Below are 17,130 nucleotides of genomic sequence, written 5' to 3'. Positions count from 1 at the left end.
CCTCCCAGGCTAGATTTTTACATATATAAAGTTATCCTGTATAAGGTCTTTATTACCTAGCATAATAAAGAATTTTTCAAATCTTGTATTCTTTCTTAGTTTTTCTATAATTTCCTTAACATGACTAAGTTTGTCTAATAAAATATCTGGAATAGAATATGTGTCTTCCTTTGAAACATAATAAACATTCTCTATAATGGGTTGTAGCACATATTTATCAATATAACATCTAATTTGCTCTCCATTCACTATCCATAATGATATTCTTTCCCCGCCCCATACGAATTCTTGGAAATCAATTCCGTTACATATTACTCTATACTTTGAAGGTGTAATAGTTACTAGGACTGTGTTTTCATTATAAGAGACTTTATTAATAACTATTTTCCCCGGCTTATCTATTTTGTAAATAATGTTTTTCATGCTGTATCATGCCCCACACATGCTTAAAGTTATAGGTATATAAATAATATTTTATAGAAACAATATATTCTAGGATGCTAGAATTTAGAATAGATGATGAATTTGCCGATTACCGAGACGGCGGTCGATGTGGTTTCTCCCGAATACTGATTGCTAAGGTGTAGAAGAATTGGCAAGAATTAAAGCTGTATTATTGGATTATGATTTAACCTTGATGAATAATTTGATTGATTTCTATGATGCATATAATGAAGCTTTAAAGAAATTTGTTGGTAAAACCCTGGGTTTTAACGAGTTTTTCCATTTATTGATAAATTATTCTCTACAAGCCTATATTCCACCGGATGTTGACCGGTTCAGTTTTTGGAGATATTTTAGACAAGTATATAGGACTAGATATGGTTATCCTATGGAGGGAGCTTATTATTTTCTATACTGGGTTAAAGCACTTGGTTTAAAAACAATAATTGTTTCTGGTAGAGAATGTCACGAATCAAGTATATGGGAAGAGCTCAAGCGTTTCGGATTAAATGAGTATATTGATAAAGTTTATACAATGTTTGATACTCTTATCCTAGGAGGCGTTGAAGAAGAATTATTCGATAAGACATGGCTAATAAGCTATGCTCTCAGTAGTTATGGATTAGATAGAGACGAAGTTGTCTATATAGGAGATTATAGACAGGATCTACTGAGTTCTCAGAGAACGGGAATAAAGTTTATCGGCATAGCTTTTAGCGAGAAAAGAAAGGAGTGTCTACGTAGACTAGGCGCTGAATATGTTGGGTCAAACCTATACGATGTAACATATTATTTATGGCAAATAATAAGGGAAGTAGAGTTCAAGAAATAATTATTTTATTAGAAAAATTAGTTCTAGAATTCTGGAACAATAGAGTATCTTCCATCATCATCCATAACGGCTAATCCGTTTTCTACAAGTGTTAATAGTGCTCGCCTTATTTTGTCTTCGCTTGCAATTCCTGAGAGTATCGTATGTATTTCTCTTAGATTCATGGGTTTTTCGCTGATAAGCTCTTTTATGATCTCTATTAATTGGTCCTCGTTTGGAGCAGTCATTAATACTACGTCATCGTCTTCATGCAGTATTTTTAATCTTACCTTTCTAGAAAAATACTTGATTTCATGTGGTGTTAGATTTATATTGCTCATGTATTCGTCACCCTATATGTTTTATATCCTCATCTTATAGACCTTTAACCACTGGGTTATATAAGGGATTAGAGTCGGATAACTTTTTTGGTTTGACTATATGGTTTAAAGCATTGTAAGGGTTGATCTTTGATGGTTAGAGATACTGCAGTAATAATATATTATGATCAACGGGCTAAGTATAGTATACATGCTTTAACAGCTGTAATAGATTCCTTAAACATTGCAGATGTTTACTTGATTGAGAAAACTAGTGGTTTCCTCGAGTTCGTTAAGAATATTTCTGAAAAATATAGGAAATGCATAATTGGATTAAGTATACAAACAACAATGTTAGCTGATGATTCCTACCTAGACTTTGTCATTAAACTAAATAAACATAAAGGAAAATGCATATCTATAGCTGGAGGTCCTCACCCTTCAGGAGATCCTATTGGAACGATAAAAAGCCTTGGTTTCGACTATGCATTTATTGGTGAGAGCGAGAAGACTATTCAGGATTTTATTTATGCATTTGTTAATGATGATGACTTATTAAATGTGAAGGGATTGTTTACTATAGTTGACGATAAACCCATTTATACTGGGAAACAAGAACCTATTAAACTAGATGATTATCCTCCGTTTCCTTATTGGAGATTATTGTTTAATCCTATCGAGATAAGCCGTGGCTGTCCTTATGGATGCAAATATTGCCAGGTAAGCTATATGCATGGATTCTATATGAGGCATAGAAGTATAGATAACATTGTAGAATATACTGGTTACATGATTAGAAAAAATGTTAGAGATATCAGGTTTATTTCTCCAGATTCTCTTGCATATGGATTAAAAACTATTAGTAGAAAGCCTAGATTGGATTTAATAGAAGAGCTACTATTTAGGCTTTATAAGAAATATGTAGAGAAGAAAAACGCTAGAATATTTTATGGATCATTTCCCAGCGAGGTCAGACCAGAACACCTGACCAGGGATGCTGCGAGGATTCTTAGAAAATATGTAGCTAACAAAAATATTATTCTCGGAGCTCAAACGGGAAGTAATAGATTGTTAAGACTTATTGGTAGAAAACACAGCATCGAAGACGTATATAGTGCTGTTGAGAACGCAGTAAAATATGGTTTCATACCTAATGTAGACTATATAATTGGATTACCTGGTGAAACACGTGAAGACTTATATGAGACTCTTCGTTCAATAAAGAAACTAGTATCTATAGGTGCAAGAATACATTTACACGTATTCCTACCATTACCGGGCTCACCATATGCATGGATGCCTCCTGGAAAAGTGCCTAGCTGGGTTAAGAAGGAATTAATGAAACTAATAGGAGCTGGAAAAGCATATGGTCAGTGGGTTCATCAAGAAAAGCTTGCTTTAAAAATAGATATGTTGAGAAGGAGAGGAATAATTATGCCAAGGATAAGAGCCGGATCCATGCAGCGCCCGGTTTCAACACATCTAAACTATTCAGTCCCGCCATAGAACCACATCATCTCCGGCTAAGTAATATATAATAATATAGTACCTCCTGAATAATATTTTCCTAGAACAAAATATGTAGAGGGGACATATATATGAGTGAAAATAATGAAGTTATAAACAAAATACTAAAGATTCTTCAAGAATCTAAAGATGGAGTTATTATACCAATATATGTTAAGCCTAACTCTGACAGAGACGCATTAGTACTTGAAGGAGACGAACTTGTCTTTTATACTACAGAAATACCTGAGAAGGGGCGGGCGAATGCTGCGCTAATAAGGTTTTTATCTAAAAAAGTTGGATTACCACATAGCAAGATAGATATAATATATGGTGCTAGAACAAGATCTAAGAAGATCCTTGTTAGAGATATAGATACTGAGAAATTAGCGGAGAAACTCACAGAGATCATTTCTTCTCAATAATAATAAAAGCTGGAGGAGAGATTCTCTCACTCTTACATCTAGGACACCTACTAGGTTTACGAGGTTTTTTCAAATCCTTAAACACATATCCACACTTTAAACACCTAGGAGGAACCATTACGAGTTCCATTTTACTATCAGTTCTCCTCCTAATAGTTTTAGCAATATGTTCCAGAGCATCATATACTAACCTATGATCTCTAGGTGATAATCCTAGATACGCTATGATCTCATTAACAGTTAATGGTTTATCTGTTTTTATTAGTAAATTCATTATTTTCTCTCTCAATGTTAAAAACTCGTCTTGATCCAATGCTCTAACACCACGTATTATCACTATGTTTTTATTCTTATAAGATATGTAAATTAACTGATTGGGTGATGATTATTACACCTGGAGAATCCTTCTCCTCAGATATAGAAAATATTTATAAGTTAAGCTTAGAAGCCAGTGAAGTCATACAGGAATTCATACATAAAACGCCTCTAGTATACAATTATACTATATCCAATATTGTAGGTTGTGATACATATCTAAAACTTGAGAACATGCAGAAAACAGGAAGCTTCAAGGTTAGAGGTGCAACTTTCAAAATATATATGTTGATCAAGGAATATGAGAGCAGAGGGGAAAAACTTCCCGGAGTAGTTGCTGCGAGTAGCGGGAACCATGCACAAGGAGTAGCTTATGCTGCTAAAGTATTTGGTATACCGGCAATTATTGTTATGCCTAAAACAGCTTCTTCTACAAAAATTAATGCTACTAAGAGTTATGGTGCAGAAGTAGTTTTACACGGCGAAATATATGATGAAGCATATGAGAAAGCTATAGAGATAAGTAGGGAGAAAGGCTACGTATTTATTCATCCATACGATGATCCCTATATTATAGCTGGTCAAGCAACAATTGGTCATGAAATAATAGATGAGCTAAAGAAGCCTGTAGTAGTATTAGTTCCAATTGGAGGCGGTGGATTAATATCAGGTATAGCGGTGGCAGTGAAGAAGAGAAGCCCTAATACTAAGATTATAGGCGTACAACCAGCTAATGCGTCGGCAATGCTTCACCTAATTCAGGGCAGAATTGAGGGATATAGGCCTAAGCCGAGTATTGCTGATGGAGTAATGGTTAAGAAACCAGGTGATCTAACCAGTAGAATTGTTAGGGAACTAGTTGATGACATAGTGGTTGTTGATGAAGAAGACATATCTTATGCGATAAATTTCTTGCTTGAAAGAGCTAAAATAGTGGCTGAGGGAGCAGGAGCACTCCCAATAGCGGCTCTATTATCTCATCGATACTCACCTATACGGGGGCCTGTCGTTGCAGTTATTAGCGGTGGAAACATTGATCCAGCTCTTCTCTCGAGAATAATAATGCATGAACTAGCCAAAGATAAAAGACTATTATCAATTATTGGTGAATTATGGGATAAACCTGGAGAGCTAGGTAAAGTGATAAGTGTATTAGCCAAGCATAATCTTAACATTATTGATATAAGGCATGATAGATGGGATCCAAGGCTTCTACCATCAAAAGCAAAACTCGAAATAGTATTTGAAGCTAAAACATCCGAAGATGTAGAACTTGCTCTAGTAGAACTAGAGAGGATCGGGTACAGGTTCAGAGTTAAAGGTTAGAAGATTTTTTCTTATAGTAATTCTCGATAATCTTCAATGTATCTAGTAGGTTTTTAACAGAATAATCAGCTTCACTACAAGCATTACCGCATGGTTCGATAGCAATTGATAATCCAACTTCTTTGAAGACTGGAATATCCCATACACTATCACCAATATATGTCACAAGATCCATTGTTAAACCATATTGTTCTGCTAATTGCTTAATTATTCTAGGTTTTTCTTTTAGTGGAACGTTTGGTTTTCCACCAGGTATTAGTTCATCATCTACGAATAATAATTCATTATATAAACAGAAATCACTGCCCAGCTCTTTACATGCTCGTTTAACAAGAATATCTACACCACTACTAACAACACCAATTGTAAAACCCATATTTTTGAGTTTTTGAAAGACTTGCTTAGCTTGCGGCACTATTTTTATTCGGCTAAGTGCTTCTACAACTTCTCTTCTATGTATAGGTTTACCGTAGCTATGGATCATTAATGCTATATCTATTTTCATCCAGTCTAGATAGCTTATCAAATCTCTCCTATATAGTTCTGCGAAGTATCTATTATCTTTACTGCCAAAATACTCATGTAGTAAAGCCCAACTACTATGATGATTAGTTAATACACCGTCGCAATCAAAAACTACTAATCCAAAATAGTTATTTTTCTTTATTCTCAGCCACCCCGATCGATTCTTCAAGATTCAGTATTTCAGATGCTTTTTTGAGCAATTCTTCTAATTTTTCAGGCTTGGTCTTAATGGTTATGCTAATTATAGTTTCTAAGCTTGCCTCATATGGTTTAATCACGATTGATCCCTTATCGGGTATGCTTAGAACTATGTCGTTATCTCTAATCTTGACCTCGGCTTTAATTCGCAATTCTTTAAGAATATTTCCAATTTTCGAAGCGAGATCTTTTAGACTAGCATGAGATACCATTGTTGCTCCTTTTTCGCTTGCCCTTAATTTTTCTAGAACCATATCTATTGCTTTAACCACATTTGGAAGCTCACTATATGCCTTCTTAGCTTCAACCAGGATCTCCTCGAGAGCTTTTAGAGAATTAGCTGCTTTAAAACTGCTGATTATCAAGTTGAAATCGTCGCTTAAAAGATAATTTGCAAGATTCTCAGGATTCCCCCCAAAACTGCTGAATCCATACTTTGACTCAGCCTTGGAGATCTCCTTTCTTATCTCATCTATGTGCCCGGTAAGTTCTCTATATTTACGGGTTAATTCAGATAGTTTTGTATTAACTATATGTCTGAGAAAATCAGGATACCGCACCATATCTTATCCTCTCCCGATTAGTCTTTAATCTAATTAATTTCTATATAGGGAAAATATTATAAGGCATTCACATGTTATAATAACTGTAACCTATTAATTAGTAGAATGTGCTGTATAGAAAGGGATGAGTTCGTGGCTAGGCATAAAGCAAGAAAACATAAATGGAATCCATATACAAGCGAGGTTCAACGCTTCAGCGTCTATCCTAGGATACAAACGCCAAAAGAGGAATCAGTTAGGGTAGGTGAAACATTTACTGTTTCTATAAATGATGTCGATGAGAAGGGAAGGGGAATAGCTAATTATAGAGGTAAAAGGATCATAGTATACAACGCGAGTCTAGGATCAAGAGTTAAGGTTAAAGCAATAAAAGTAGTTGGCGACACAGTATATGCACAAATAGTTGAAACGCTCAGCGAGGCTGATACAGAATATTAATGGAGCATTTAATGTTTAATGTGTGATTGTTTTGGAAAACAACGTTATTCTTGACCTCCTAAGATTTCTCGGCCCCGAAAAGGCGAACCAGTTATTTATAGGCGAACCCATCAAGGGAAGAGATAGCTGGCGATTATTAGATTATATCCGTAGTAAATACAGATACGAGAATCTCTATGAAGATGAAAGCGAAGAAGCGGAATGCTATATAGTTGTAGTGAAGTTTAGCAACAAGTATATCTACTCGTTGATAAAGGAGAGAAATGAGAGTAAGGGATACTTATTAGAAATACTGAGTCCAAACGATACAGTAACTACTATTAGGTTAGCGAAGGAAGAATTCATGAAATGTATCAATAAATTAAAAAGTAGAGAAAAATAAAATTCCATCCGTATACTATTTATTTTTTATAACCAATCTTTCTTAAGAATTCATGTCTCTCCCTACGATCATCGTCTCCCTCTACTCCTAGAGGAGTGTATCCATCCACTACTCCAATAACAGCTCTTCCCTGATCAGTCTCCGCAACAATTACCTGGACAGGATTAGCTGTAGCTACATATATATTGACAACTTCTTGGACATGTTTCAACGTATTCAATATATTTATTGGCCAAGCATTCTTAATATACAATACAAATACGTGGCCGGCACCAATCTTTAAAGCGGCATCAATAGCATGTTTCTTTAAATCCTCATCATTAGCTTCCCACCTAATCAATCTCTTACCGCTTGCCTCAATAAATGCTAAACCAAACTTTATTCCGGGAACACTTGTTACGAGAGCTTCATATATATCCTCTACTGTCTTAATAAAATGACTTCTACCGATGATTATGTTTGTACCCTCAGGAACCGGAATATTGAGAACATGAATTTTAATATTCGAGTTCATAGTCACACCCATAAATTATTTTACAATTAGAATTCATAAATAAGTATCTCGAAAATAAATTATGAATGCTTGTTTCATAGGATCTTTGATTATAACCGTTAAGTTTTAGAGGTAATACTCATAAACAATTAAACTGTATCCTAACATGAAAATGGTTGATCTTCATGGATGTTCTAGTGAAAACAAAGATTCTAAGGCCAGTTAGGATTGGGGATGATAAAGTAGAGATAATTGTTTTCAATGAAGAGGAGAAGTCTTGGGAGAAACACCGTATTAGAAGCTCGAAAAACATACTTGATAGAATGATGGCTATGGCTAATAATATGGTTATAATGAATCTCCAAGATAATGCATATGTTTTCTCCGAGGTGGAAGCTCCCGGGCTAAGAACTATTGTTGGAGAAGGAATGGTTGAGGGAGTAGAGACGGTATTATCTCCTAAACCTTCTCTGCTCTTATCGGTCGAGTTCGGAAAGAAAGTCGATGATCATGTGGAGATTATTCATAAAATTAAGCCTGAACCAAATACATGGGTGTACGAAGGGAGTATTATAAATAAGAACATAGATTATGACTTGATAATTCTGAAAACAATTGACGGGCCTAGAATAGTTCTATCCGACGAACTACATATTCCTCAGAGAAAATCTAGTAGAGAAAAGAAGACTAAGAAAAAGAAGCGTAGAAAAAGAAAACATACATCGAAAACACCAGCTAAGAAATCTACAAAAACAAGTAAGACAACTAAAAAATCAAGGAAAACAAGGAAAAGAAGAAGTAGGCGTAAGAAATGAGTGAGAAAACTCTTCCCCACATAAAAGCTAAACCTGGAGAAATAGCTGAAAACGTTATAGCAGTAGGTGATCCTGGGAGGGTAAAGATTCTTGCAGAATTATTAGATGATTACAAAGTTGTTAATGAGCATCGAGGATTACTTGTTATAACCGGTAACTACAAGGATATCCGGGTGACTATTGCAACACATGGAATGGGCTGTCCCTCAGCAGCCATAGTATTCGAAGAACTAGGAATGCTTGGAGCCAGAAAAATTACGAGGCTTGGAACAGCAGGGGGTATGAGAGAGGATTTAGAGATAGGAGATATAGTAGTAGCTACTGGAGCAGCATATACGAGAGGCGGATGCGGTCTAGGACAATACATGCCTGAAGCATGCGCACCGACTTCTCCAGACCCAGTATTAACTACTAAGATCATGGAGAAGCTGGGGGAAACAGGTACTAGATTCTATGCTGGACCAGTATTTAGCAGTGATGCCTTCTACGCTGAAGACCCAGGATTTGCCAAGAAATGGAATAGTAGAGGAGTTATAGCTGTCGAGATGGAGGCAGCAATACTTTTCGCACTTGGATGGATGCGTAATTGGAGAACAGCTGCTGTACTAGTAATAAGCGATAATTTATTATCGGAAAAAGAAGAATTCGCTACAAGCGAAGAGCTCAAAGAAAAAATAAATATAGCAGCAAAAGCTGTTCTGGAAGCATATAGAAGCCTTTAATGGAAATAAACATTTTTGTTTTCCATTTTCTAGCGAGAACGTCTTAGAGAATACCTAAGCATTAAAAAGGAGTTACGGCTTCATAAAATTATCAATAGGGTAATAAGAGTGTTTTTGGGTGCTTCTATTGTATGGGATCAAAATATATAATACGCTTACCAGGAAGATCGAGGAATTTAAACCGGTATCTCCCGGATTTGTTAAAATGTATGTTTGTGGACCAACAGTATATGATTATAACCATATAGGTCATGGAAGAGTATATGTTGTATATGATGCGTTGAAGAGATACCTTGCTCTTAGAGGATACCATGTTCTTCATGTGATGAATATTACTGATATAGATGACAAGATCATTAATAGAGCGCATCAAGAAAAACGTGACTGGAGAGAAATAGCTGAAACATATACGAGAGATTATCTTGAAAGCCTCGGGAAACTAAATGTGAAGGTAGATCTTCATCCCCGAGTAACAGAGCACATTAAAGAAATCATTGAGTTCATCCAAATACTAATAGATAAAGGATACGCATATGTTGCTCCAAGCGGGAGTGTCTATTTTGAAGTAGATAAGTATCCTGAATATGGAGAATTATCTGGGAGAACCAATAAGGAGTTGTGGAGCCAGGAAAAGGAATTTATTAGTGAGAAAAAGAAACCATACGATTTCGCATTATGGAAAGCATGGAAGCCCGGAGAACCACATTGGGATGCTCCATGGGGTAAGGGGAGGCCGGGATGGCATATTGAATGTAGCGTTATGAGTTCTAGGTATTTAGGCAGACAATTCGATATTCATGGTGGAGGAACTGATCTCATATTTCCACACCATGAGAATGAGAGAGCACAAAGTGAAGCAGCATTTGGTGTGAAGCCTTGGGTGAAGTACTGGGTTCACACTGGAATGGTTATGATGGGTAGTGAGAAGATGAGTAAGAGCTTGGGAAACATTATACCATTAAGGGAAGCATTCAAGGAGTGGGGTCCTGAAACACTGAGATTATGGTATTTAACAAGTCATTATAGGAGACCACTAGTGTTTACTGAGGAATCAATAAGACAGGCACAGAAATACTATGAGAGACTTGTATCAGTCACTAATACTATTAAGAAGCTGAGTAGAGAAGCAGTAAGTCTCCATAGGATGAATGATGAAGACTTAAAGATTCTCGAGAAACTATTAGAGATTAGATCAAGATTTCACGAAGCTTTATCGAATGATTTCAACACACCGCAAGCACTAGCTGTGATAAGCGAGTTTATGACTCTAGTGTTTAAGGAGATACAATATAATCCTAAATACATGTTAGTATTAACCGCCTACAAATTATTAAGGGAGTTCAATACAGTACTGGGAGTTCTAGATAAATATTTGGTTGAAACACCTGAAGAACTAGAAACCCTCCTAGATAATGTGATCAATATAGTTGTAGATATTAGAAGGGAGCTTCGTGAAAGAAAACTATATGATCTAGCTGACCGTATAAGAAGTGAGCTAGGAAAACATGGAATAATACTTATGGATCGAGGAAAGGAAACAACGTGGATGAGGAGAAAATAATTGAGTTTATCAGCTAAACGTAAATGGAGAAGTAGCGAAGAAATAGCGCTCCAGTTCCTAGAGCAACAAGGATTTAAGATTATAGATAAACACGTCAAGGTAAAAATAGAAGGTGTAGAAGTATCAGAGATCGATGCTATAGTTGAGGATGAAAAAGGCGAGAAATACGCTGTAGAAATCAAGGCTGGAACAATAGATGTAAACGGTATAAGACAAGCCTATGTTAACGCACAGCTAGTAGGGTATAAGCCCCTCATAGTAGCTAAGGGATTCGCAGATGATTCAGCAGCAGCTTTAGCAGATAAGCTTGGAATCAAGGTTTACCAACTCAAAGACTATTACTTGGTAGAAGCAGAAGAACTAGAGACACTTGTAAAAGCATCAATAAACAATATTATACAAGAACTACTAGACATATTATTGACAGAGAAAAAACTAAGTCCTGAAGAATATGATTTCCTAGAAGAAATTGCTACAACTAAAACAATAAAGGAACTAGCAGATAAACATAACACTACAATAAATGATGTAGCAAGAAAAATAAGGAGACTACAGAAAAAAGGAGTACTAAGCTATAAACATAAGAACTATCAATACCTACGCTTAGAAGCACAACTACTTGTTCTCCGAGAAAACATAAGAAGAATAATAAACAAAATAAACCTCATATTAGATCAAATAAACAGCTCATTAAAAACAATGAAAAACTAACAATAAAATCTTCTAGTAATAAAAATAGGTGTAACATAGTGGATCATTTAGCTATTGCTCCAGCCACAGATACATTTCTCTATCTCACAATTTAATTTTAGAAACAGATTATATAGTGGTTAATTATTAAGTGTATTATTGGCTGTGAGGAGCGCGCCGGAAGAGCATTGAGCCGATCCTAGGTGGCCAGGCTAGGATCGGACGATGACTGAACACTTTTTCTCCGAGCCATTAATTCTTTAGAAAGTCTATTAGGACATATATGCCATAATCACTTTTCAGAGGTGTGGGTATATTCTTCAAACTTGCTTTCTTGAAGTAATCTATTCTATTCAGAATTCTTAGTACTGTATCCGTAAATGCCTCCAAGGTCCATTTATTGAGAAATACTATGAGCTCAGTATCACTATATATGTGAGCCATACCTATTTCCTTCGAGGAAATAACTGGTCTACCATTCATTATTGCTTCTACAAGTATTCTATTTGATTCTGGACTAGCATTCTTTACAATAACTATTGTAGAACGTTTTATGATCTCGGAGACATCGTCGCTATATATACATATAACATTATAGTTTCCCCTACATTCATGAACAATTGGTTTAGAACTAATTATAATGTATCTAGCCTGTAAGCCAAGTTCTCTAAATATTTCTAAAGCATTATAGAATACTTGATTATTTATCCAGTCATCATAGGAAATAATCATCAATGGTTTATCACTATAAATAAGTTCTCTAACCTTAGATACGCGAGGCTCTATCAGCGGTATATATACATAATTACGGCTCCTAACAATAGTCTCCAGATATTCTTTCTCGTAGGGTGTAGTGAATACCAATAAAGTATTTACTCCAAATAATCTTAGTAGGAAAAGGGAAAATCTGAACAAATATAGTTTAAACAACCTTATAAAACCAAATATATGCTTCGGACTCGGAGGTATTATAATTACTGCTTTCCTCGGCGTAGAAATGACTAGGCTGAAAACTAGGGACAGAAACCAAGAATCAACCGGAGAACATATAATGAAACCATGATTATCGGCTCGCTTAACTATTTCTAGAAATAGTTTAAAAAATATTTTAAAACGCTTAACTAGTTCAACGCCCTTAATGTGTTCATAAATACTTGTGAGATCAACGAATTCGACGTTAAAATTCTCCTTTACAAGCTTATCATAGATGAAATCATCTATAAAACTACATTCTCTAGATAAAAATAATACGTTCCTATCAGCCATGTTAGCACCCATCTATGCTAAGTATAGAATAATATGGTTTAAAGATAATATTTTTCCGGGAGCGGAATTGGTAAACATACTTCAACTAAAAAATCAATTGAGAAAAACCATTGCTTCAAAGCTTACATCTAAAGAAATACATGAAGCTATAAGAGATCACCATGCTAGGAGAAAACCTAGACCATGTGGAATGACTATACATACAGGCATAGGATGCAGTCTTAGATGCACTTATTGCTATATAGAAGACATGGGGTTTAATTGGATAGTTAAACCATATCCATTAACAGGTTTACAACTAGTATATGCATTACTGTATAACCCATACTTTGTACCAGGAGAATATGGGACACTAATAGCAATAGGATCAGTAACCGAACCATTCCTCGGAGTAACTCGTGAAAAAACCTTCGAGTACATAGAAGCTATTGCAACCTATCTGAAAAACCCAATACAATTCTCAACAAAAATGTATCTAACCAGAAGAGATGCATATAGATTAAAACAATTAGACCCGGGCATATCTCCACTAATAACAATAATAACTATTAAATACAAGGATAAACTAGAACCACTAGCTCCACCTCCCGAGAAAAGATTTGAGACAATAAAAAATCTTAGAAGCACGGGATTAAAACCGATATTATTCCTTAGACCAATCATACCAGGAATTATAGAGGAAGAATATGTGGAGATCTTGGAGAAAGCTAGGGATAGTGGAGCAGTAGGAGTCGTTGTGGGATCATTAAGGGTTACAAACAGGATCCTAGATAGATTGAGAAAAGCAGGGCTAGATATAGGAGAAATAATTCGTAGGCTCCCTAGAAAACCACGTGGTAGGGAGCAGGTTCCAATAAGTACTAGAGACCTCAAAGAAGAAATAATCAGATATGCTAGAAAAATAGGATTAATAGCCTTCCCAGAAGCTTGTATGGCTAATATTTATACACATGGACGCATATGTTGGAAAATGATATATCATAATATAGTGGTCCCAGGATTAGAGCCTCCTCAGATAAGGATGGATGAATTGAAAAAGATGGCTGAAGAAAACAATGTTGTTCTTAGAAAAATTATTAGGGAAAAATATTTTCTAAAAATGCTTCTTGAAGGAGACCATATTAGTAAAGCATTATTTTCAGAATATGTGAAATGTAGGTTTGGATACTGTGTGAGAATACTTGGATCTAATAGGTGAAGATTATTTCTTAGAAACAAGCTCTTTTAATTTCTCTTGTATACTATTAGCTAACTCAATAATTCTATCCTTATCCATATCACGTACAAAAGTCTTAGTTTCATATAAAAATACTTTTCCAGTCATCTTATCCTTCACTCTTATAATGTCTTTTTCTTTTCCATGATAAATATCTAGTAGTTCTAGCTGTCTCTTAGCCAGCTCCTCTCTAAGTATTATACTTGGTGTCTTAGGCATCGCTATCAGCCTCTATATTCTCAACTAGTTAAATCCTTTAAATCCTAATTGGCTATTAAAACCTTATTGTTATAAATAATATGTTGGTGAACAAATATTTGAAGCTAAGGATCAAATGGGGAAATGGCTCGTTATATACGGAGCTACACGAAGACACATTAATTATTTATTCGTCTAATTTCTCCTTGGAACTAAGACCTAGGACGATTATCATTGATAACTATAGGGGGTATAGGATTGGAGAAGATAATAAAAGAAAATACATCTACGTATATTTAAAGGAAAAAATTAATCCATACGCAACTCCACCACAGATAACACCTGCAAAGAAACCTGTTCTAATAGGGGATTATCAAATAGTATATACTACAACAAAATATGATATATACTATACAATAATCACTCCTGGATACACCTTGTATGAATACGTTATTATCACTAGTGATGAGGTAGGAATAGCATTGTCTAGGAAGAGAGAAACATATTTTGAGGAAACCGATAATAAACTAATTGTTTACCTAGTATAATTAGCTCATATCTATCACTGTACCCCTCGATACTTTACCATACAATATAGCATTTACAGCATTCTCGACATCAAATCCCGATACAATAAATACCGGTATCTCTAAATTTTCTGAGAGATCAGCCATATATTTTACCTTTCCATAAATACTTCCCGTTTCATCCATATACATTGTCTCATTAAGTCTTGAAAGAACAGTATCTATATTACTCTTGTCTATTCTAGGTATTAATTCTGCATCATCACATTTTTTAGGATCACAAGTATATACTCCTTCAACATCAGTTAACAAGACTATTCTAGAAACATTTATATATTTAGCAAGAATGGAGAAAACCTCTTCAGTCGACATTATCCTAACAACTTCATTCTCGTCAATAATACACTCACCATAAATGCTTGGAATAATATTATTACGTAACAAATACTTTAACGGTTTAATAAATGATTCAAAACCTTTTACACCTCCATATATTATTGCTGAAGTCTGCATGGTTGAAACAAGCAATCCATGATCTAATAAGTAGTCAACTATTATAGAATTTAATAATCGAGTAACTCTATGACAATTAACTAGTAAAATCTTCTTATCATACATCTTATATTTTTCAACGACGAAATGAGCGAAGCTTCCGCCACCGTTTCCAAGCAATATACTGGTTTTTCCATAAACACTACTCAGAATATCAACAGTTTTCTTTAGAGCAACATAGTTTATGCTATAAGGCTTATCTTTATATGTAATAAAGCTCCCACCCAATTTGACAAAAACAATATTGTCATGATCACTGCTAGTATTCAAGTATAACACCTAAGTTATTTCATGATAATTTTACTTATAAACTAATACAATATAATGAGGCAATAAATAAATTAATGATTATATTACAACAATAATCATGCTACATATCCATAGCCGAGGAAACCTTTTTCATTTATAACCGGAAAAATAAGGATTAGAAGAATAATTTAGCACATTAATATGTGATGAGTAACGTGTATGCTGAAGAATAAAAGTACTTTAGGGTAGTTGATTTTGGTGTCCGAAATAGCTGAAAAGATCAGGAAAGTATTAACCTATCAGAACGGATTGTTGCTTCTATTACTCATAAATATTCTTTTATTGTCAACAGCAATTTTTTCGTGGAACTACTATGATGTTAGATATTTTCTTGAATGGGCAGATGTAGTCAGGGATCATGGAATATTATTTGTATATAAATATGCTAGAAAAGTTGCTTACCCGCCTATTGCAGTATTAACTTTTGTATTACCACATCTCCTAGCAACATCTATTACCACGTCTCTTCCGATTATAAGATTGATTGATAAATTACCATTAATCATAGCTTTTAACTTGATCTTTATCTTTTTAAGAAATAAGCATGGTTTAAAAACAGCTTATTATTGGTTAGCCAACGCTGTTCCCTACCTTGTAATATTGGTTTATCAATTTGATCTCTTACCAGCACTCTTCATACTCTTAGCTGCATATGAGCTTGCTAAACCTAGTAGAAACCCTGTTAAAGTAGCAGTTTACCTTGCATTAGCTATTCTTTATAAACAAATACTGATATTCTTGGCATTAATACCTTTGATAATCTACTATAAAGAGAAACGATTTACAGACTTGAAAAAATATGTTGTTACAGGAATAGCTGTAGCATCTATAGTTATTCTACCATTCTTTGTTGTGGATCCTTATGCTTTCATCTATAAAGTCCTCATATATCATTCTCAAAGGTATCCTCAAGAGCTTAGTTTATGGGCTATACCATTATACCTGTACAACTATGATTATACCAGGTTGCCTTCTTGGATAACTGTCACATGGCTTCCAATATATGTGGTTGCTTTGGTATTCTATTTTGTTAAAATTATAAAGATTGATAGATTTGATGAATCAATCATCTACAAGTACTTTGTGATATATATATTGATGACGTTAATCGTCAATAAAGTTAATAATTTAGGTTATTTAACATGGGCTTTACCATTATTAGCAATAATAATTAACAGCAAGAATAGCATGCTCGATGGATCAAGATTTTTATATATTGCTATATCGTGGATCGAGGGAATACTATATCCTTTTGTAACGTTATTTGCAGCAGCAGTTGTTTATGGTTCGGTATTAATAATTGAGGATTTATCATATTATTCCGCATTATGGGCTATAGAGAGATCTATTGATAGAACAACATTTGTATTCTCATTCATAGATTATATGAGAGTGTACTTCTACAATTTCTTCGAAGCCTTATATCGTGGAATGGGTATATCAGCCACAATATTTACACTACTATACAACTGGTACTTAGCCTATACTCTCTACAAAATATACAAGTATTATCCATGAGAAAATTTTT

22 protein-coding genes are annotated in these 17,130 nt (G+C 34.7%); 13 read left to right on the top strand and 9 right to left on the bottom strand.

Annotated features, from left to right (window positions below):
* Window positions 1-9: 9 nt before the first annotated feature.
* Window positions 10-423 carry a hypothetical protein gene (locus SMAR_RS02680; RefSeq protein ID WP_011838829.1) on the bottom strand — a complete coding sequence of 138 codons (414 nt, stop codon included), beginning with the start codon at window positions 421-423 and terminating at the stop codon, window positions 10-12.
* A 169-nt stretch (window positions 424-592) separates the two neighbouring features.
* On the opposite strand from SMAR_RS02680, the gene SMAR_RS02675 reads away from it, so the two are divergent.
* Window positions 593-1,276 (top strand): HAD family hydrolase, encoded by a 684-nt coding sequence (locus SMAR_RS02675; protein WP_011838828.1) that lies wholly within the window; start codon window positions 593-595, stop codon window positions 1,274-1,276.
* A gap of 23 nt (window positions 1,277-1,299) precedes the next feature.
* Here the strand turns inward: SMAR_RS02675 and SMAR_RS02670 are convergent, their stop codons facing one another.
* The gene (locus tag SMAR_RS02670; RefSeq protein ID WP_011838827.1) at window positions 1,300-1,596 is read right to left on the bottom strand and encodes a hypothetical protein; all 297 of its coding nucleotides are present in this window, start codon (window positions 1,594-1,596) and stop codon (window positions 1,300-1,302) included.
* A gap of 132 nt (window positions 1,597-1,728) precedes the next feature.
* On the opposite strand from SMAR_RS02670, the gene SMAR_RS02665 reads away from it, so the two are divergent.
* Both SMAR_RS02665 and SMAR_RS02660 read left to right on the top strand, forming a co-directional pair.
* Window positions 1,729-3,081, top strand: a complete 1,353-nt coding sequence (locus SMAR_RS02665) for a TIGR04013 family B12-binding domain/radical SAM domain-containing protein (RefSeq protein ID WP_011838826.1) — start codon at window positions 1,729-1,731, stop codon at window positions 3,079-3,081.
* A 92-nt stretch (window positions 3,082-3,173) separates the two neighbouring features.
* On the top strand, window positions 3,174-3,506 hold the full coding sequence (locus SMAR_RS02660) for a DUF167 domain-containing protein (RefSeq protein ID WP_011838825.1): 333 nt from the start codon (window positions 3,174-3,176) through the stop codon (window positions 3,504-3,506).
* On the opposite strand, the gene SMAR_RS02655 is transcribed toward SMAR_RS02660, so the two are convergent.
* Window positions 3,490-3,819 (bottom strand): transcriptional regulator, encoded by a 330-nt coding sequence (locus SMAR_RS02655; protein ID WP_011838824.1) that lies wholly within the window; start codon window positions 3,817-3,819, stop codon window positions 3,490-3,492. The genes SMAR_RS02660 and SMAR_RS02655 overlap by 17 nt on opposite strands.
* 68 nt (window positions 3,820-3,887) lie before the next feature.
* Here SMAR_RS02655 and ilvA point away from each other — a divergent pair, with 68 nt between their 5' ends.
* A complete protein-coding gene (gene ilvA / locus SMAR_RS02650; protein ID WP_011838823.1) occupies window positions 3,888-5,147 on the top strand; it encodes a threonine ammonia-lyase in 1,260 nt (419 codons plus the stop codon).
* Here the strand turns inward: ilvA and SMAR_RS02645 are convergent.
* Both SMAR_RS02645 and SMAR_RS02640 read right to left on the bottom strand, forming a co-directional pair.
* Window positions 5,137-5,841 carry an HAD-IB family phosphatase gene (locus SMAR_RS02645; RefSeq protein WP_244372471.1) on the bottom strand — a complete coding sequence of 235 codons (705 nt, stop codon included), beginning with the start codon at window positions 5,839-5,841 and terminating at the stop codon, window positions 5,137-5,139. The genes ilvA and SMAR_RS02645 overlap by 11 nt on opposite strands.
* Window positions 5,801-6,433 carry a hypothetical protein gene (locus tag SMAR_RS02640; protein WP_011838822.1) on the bottom strand — a complete coding sequence of 211 codons (633 nt, stop codon included), beginning with the start codon at window positions 6,431-6,433 and terminating at the stop codon, window positions 5,801-5,803. Before SMAR_RS02640 ends, SMAR_RS02645 begins: the two co-directional genes overlap by 41 nt.
* A 132-nt stretch (window positions 6,434-6,565) precedes the next feature.
* Here SMAR_RS02640 and SMAR_RS02635 point away from each other — a divergent pair, with 132 nt between their 5' ends.
* Together SMAR_RS02635 and SMAR_RS02630 are read left to right on the top strand one after the other, a co-directional pair.
* A complete protein-coding gene (locus tag SMAR_RS02635; protein WP_011838821.1) occupies window positions 6,566-6,871 on the top strand; it encodes a TRAM domain-containing protein in 306 nt (101 codons plus the stop codon).
* Window positions 6,872-6,902: 31 nt separating this feature from the next.
* Window positions 6,903-7,253, top strand: a complete 351-nt coding sequence (locus tag SMAR_RS02630) for a hypothetical protein (protein WP_011838820.1) — start codon at window positions 6,903-6,905, stop codon at window positions 7,251-7,253.
* A gap of 19 nt (window positions 7,254-7,272) precedes the next feature.
* On the opposite strand, the gene SMAR_RS02625 is transcribed toward SMAR_RS02630, so the two are convergent.
* Window positions 7,273-7,767: an adenosine-specific kinase gene (locus SMAR_RS02625; protein ID WP_011838819.1), complete on the bottom strand. Its 495-nt coding sequence runs from the start codon at window positions 7,765-7,767 to the stop codon at window positions 7,273-7,275.
* A gap of 164 nt (window positions 7,768-7,931) precedes the next feature.
* On the opposite strand from SMAR_RS02625, the gene SMAR_RS02620 reads away from it, so the two are divergent.
* The 4 genes from SMAR_RS02620 to SMAR_RS02605 all read left to right on the top strand — a co-directional run bounded on the left by SMAR_RS02620 (window position 7,932) and on the right by SMAR_RS02605 (window position 11,555).
* Window positions 7,932-8,561: a hypothetical protein gene (locus SMAR_RS02620; RefSeq protein ID WP_011838818.1), complete on the top strand. Its 630-nt coding sequence runs from the start codon at window positions 7,932-7,934 to the stop codon at window positions 8,559-8,561.
* Window positions 8,558-9,283 carry a purine-nucleoside phosphorylase gene (locus SMAR_RS02615; RefSeq protein WP_011838817.1) on the top strand — a complete coding sequence of 242 codons (726 nt, stop codon included), beginning with the start codon at window positions 8,558-8,560 and terminating at the stop codon, window positions 9,281-9,283. Before SMAR_RS02620 ends, SMAR_RS02615 begins: the two co-directional genes overlap by 4 nt.
* A 127-nt stretch (window positions 9,284-9,410) precedes the next feature.
* Entirely contained in the window at window positions 9,411-10,844 is a 1,434-nt protein-coding gene (gene cysS, locus SMAR_RS02610; protein WP_011838816.1) for a cysteine--tRNA ligase, read from the top strand.
* Window positions 10,845-11,555 carry a recombinase RecB gene (locus SMAR_RS02605; RefSeq protein ID WP_011838815.1) on the top strand — a complete coding sequence of 237 codons (711 nt, stop codon included), beginning with the start codon at window positions 10,845-10,847 and terminating at the stop codon, window positions 11,553-11,555.
* Between the two features lie 231 nt (window positions 11,556-11,786).
* Here SMAR_RS02605 and SMAR_RS02600 read toward each other — a convergent pair whose 3' ends face one another.
* Window positions 11,787-12,800, bottom strand: coding sequence for a glycosyltransferase (locus SMAR_RS02600; protein WP_011838814.1), 1,014 nt, complete (start codon window positions 12,798-12,800; stop codon window positions 11,787-11,789).
* 67 nt (window positions 12,801-12,867) lie between these two features.
* On the opposite strand from SMAR_RS02600, the gene SMAR_RS02595 reads away from it, so the two are divergent.
* A complete protein-coding gene (locus tag SMAR_RS02595) occupies window positions 12,868-13,998 on the top strand; it encodes a radical SAM protein (protein ID WP_011838813.1) in 1,131 nt (376 codons plus the stop codon).
* A 3-nt stretch (window positions 13,999-14,001) separates the two neighbouring features.
* Here SMAR_RS02595 and SMAR_RS02590 read toward each other — a convergent pair whose 3' ends face one another.
* Window positions 14,002-14,235 (bottom strand): hypothetical protein, encoded by a 234-nt coding sequence (locus SMAR_RS02590; protein WP_011838812.1) that lies wholly within the window; start codon window positions 14,233-14,235, stop codon window positions 14,002-14,004.
* A gap of 98 nt (window positions 14,236-14,333) precedes the next feature.
* Between SMAR_RS02590 and SMAR_RS02585 the strand changes: the two genes are divergently transcribed.
* On the top strand, window positions 14,334-14,762 hold the full coding sequence (locus SMAR_RS02585) for a hypothetical protein (RefSeq protein ID WP_011838811.1): 429 nt from the start codon (window positions 14,334-14,336) through the stop codon (window positions 14,760-14,762).
* Here SMAR_RS02585 and SMAR_RS02580 read toward each other — a convergent pair whose 3' ends face one another.
* A complete protein-coding gene (locus SMAR_RS02580; RefSeq protein ID WP_244372469.1) occupies window positions 14,763-15,572 on the bottom strand; it encodes an isopentenyl phosphate kinase in 810 nt (269 codons plus the stop codon).
* A 228-nt stretch (window positions 15,573-15,800) separates the two neighbouring features.
* On the opposite strand from SMAR_RS02580, the gene SMAR_RS02575 reads away from it, so the two are divergent.
* Window positions 15,801-17,120, top strand: coding sequence for a hypothetical protein (locus tag SMAR_RS02575; RefSeq protein WP_244372498.1), 1,320 nt, complete (start codon window positions 15,801-15,803; stop codon window positions 17,118-17,120).
* Window positions 17,121-17,130: the final 10 nt, after the last annotated feature.

Source organism: Staphylothermus marinus F1 (assembly GCF_000015945.1).
In the GTDB taxonomy this organism is placed as follows: domain Archaea; phylum Thermoproteota; class Thermoprotei_A; order Sulfolobales; family Desulfurococcaceae; genus Staphylothermus; species Staphylothermus marinus.
Note: the sequence above shows the minus strand (reverse complement) of the source record. Positions and strands in the feature narration are given on the sequence as shown.

What these genes read in the sequence shown, in the direction of transcription:
- SMAR_RS02680 (WP_011838829.1), bottom strand. Translation starts at nt 423, where the DNA reads ATGAAAAACATTATTTACAAAATAGATAAGCCGGGGAAAATAGTTATT.
- SMAR_RS02670 (WP_011838827.1), bottom strand. Translation starts at nt 1,596, where the DNA reads ATGAGCAATATAAATCTAACACCACATGAAATCAAGTATTTTTCTAGA.
- SMAR_RS02665 (WP_011838826.1), top strand. Translation starts at nt 1,729, where the DNA reads ATGGTTAGAGATACTGCAGTAATAATATATTATGATCAACGGGCTAAG.
- SMAR_RS02660 (WP_011838825.1), top strand. Translation starts at nt 3,174, where the DNA reads ATGAGTGAAAATAATGAAGTTATAAACAAAATACTAAAGATTCTTCAA.
- ilvA (WP_011838823.1), top strand. Translation starts at nt 3,888, where the DNA reads ATGATTATTACACCTGGAGAATCCTTCTCCTCAGATATAGAAAATATT.
- SMAR_RS02640 (WP_011838822.1), bottom strand. Translation starts at nt 6,433, where the DNA reads ATGGTGCGGTATCCTGATTTTCTCAGACATATAGTTAATACAAAACTA.
- SMAR_RS02625 (WP_011838819.1), bottom strand. Translation starts at nt 7,767, where the DNA reads ATGAACTCGAATATTAAAATTCATGTTCTCAATATTCCGGTTCCTGAG.
- SMAR_RS02620 (WP_011838818.1), top strand. Translation starts at nt 7,932, where the DNA reads ATGGATGTTCTAGTGAAAACAAAGATTCTAAGGCCAGTTAGGATTGGG.
- SMAR_RS02615 (WP_011838817.1), top strand. Translation starts at nt 8,558, where the DNA reads ATGAGTGAGAAAACTCTTCCCCACATAAAAGCTAAACCTGGAGAAATA.
- SMAR_RS02600 (WP_011838814.1), bottom strand. Translation starts at nt 12,800, where the DNA reads ATGGCTGATAGGAACGTATTATTTTTATCTAGAGAATGTAGTTTTATA.
- SMAR_RS02590 (WP_011838812.1), bottom strand. Translation starts at nt 14,235, where the DNA reads ATGCCTAAGACACCAAGTATAATACTTAGAGAGGAGCTGGCTAAGAGA.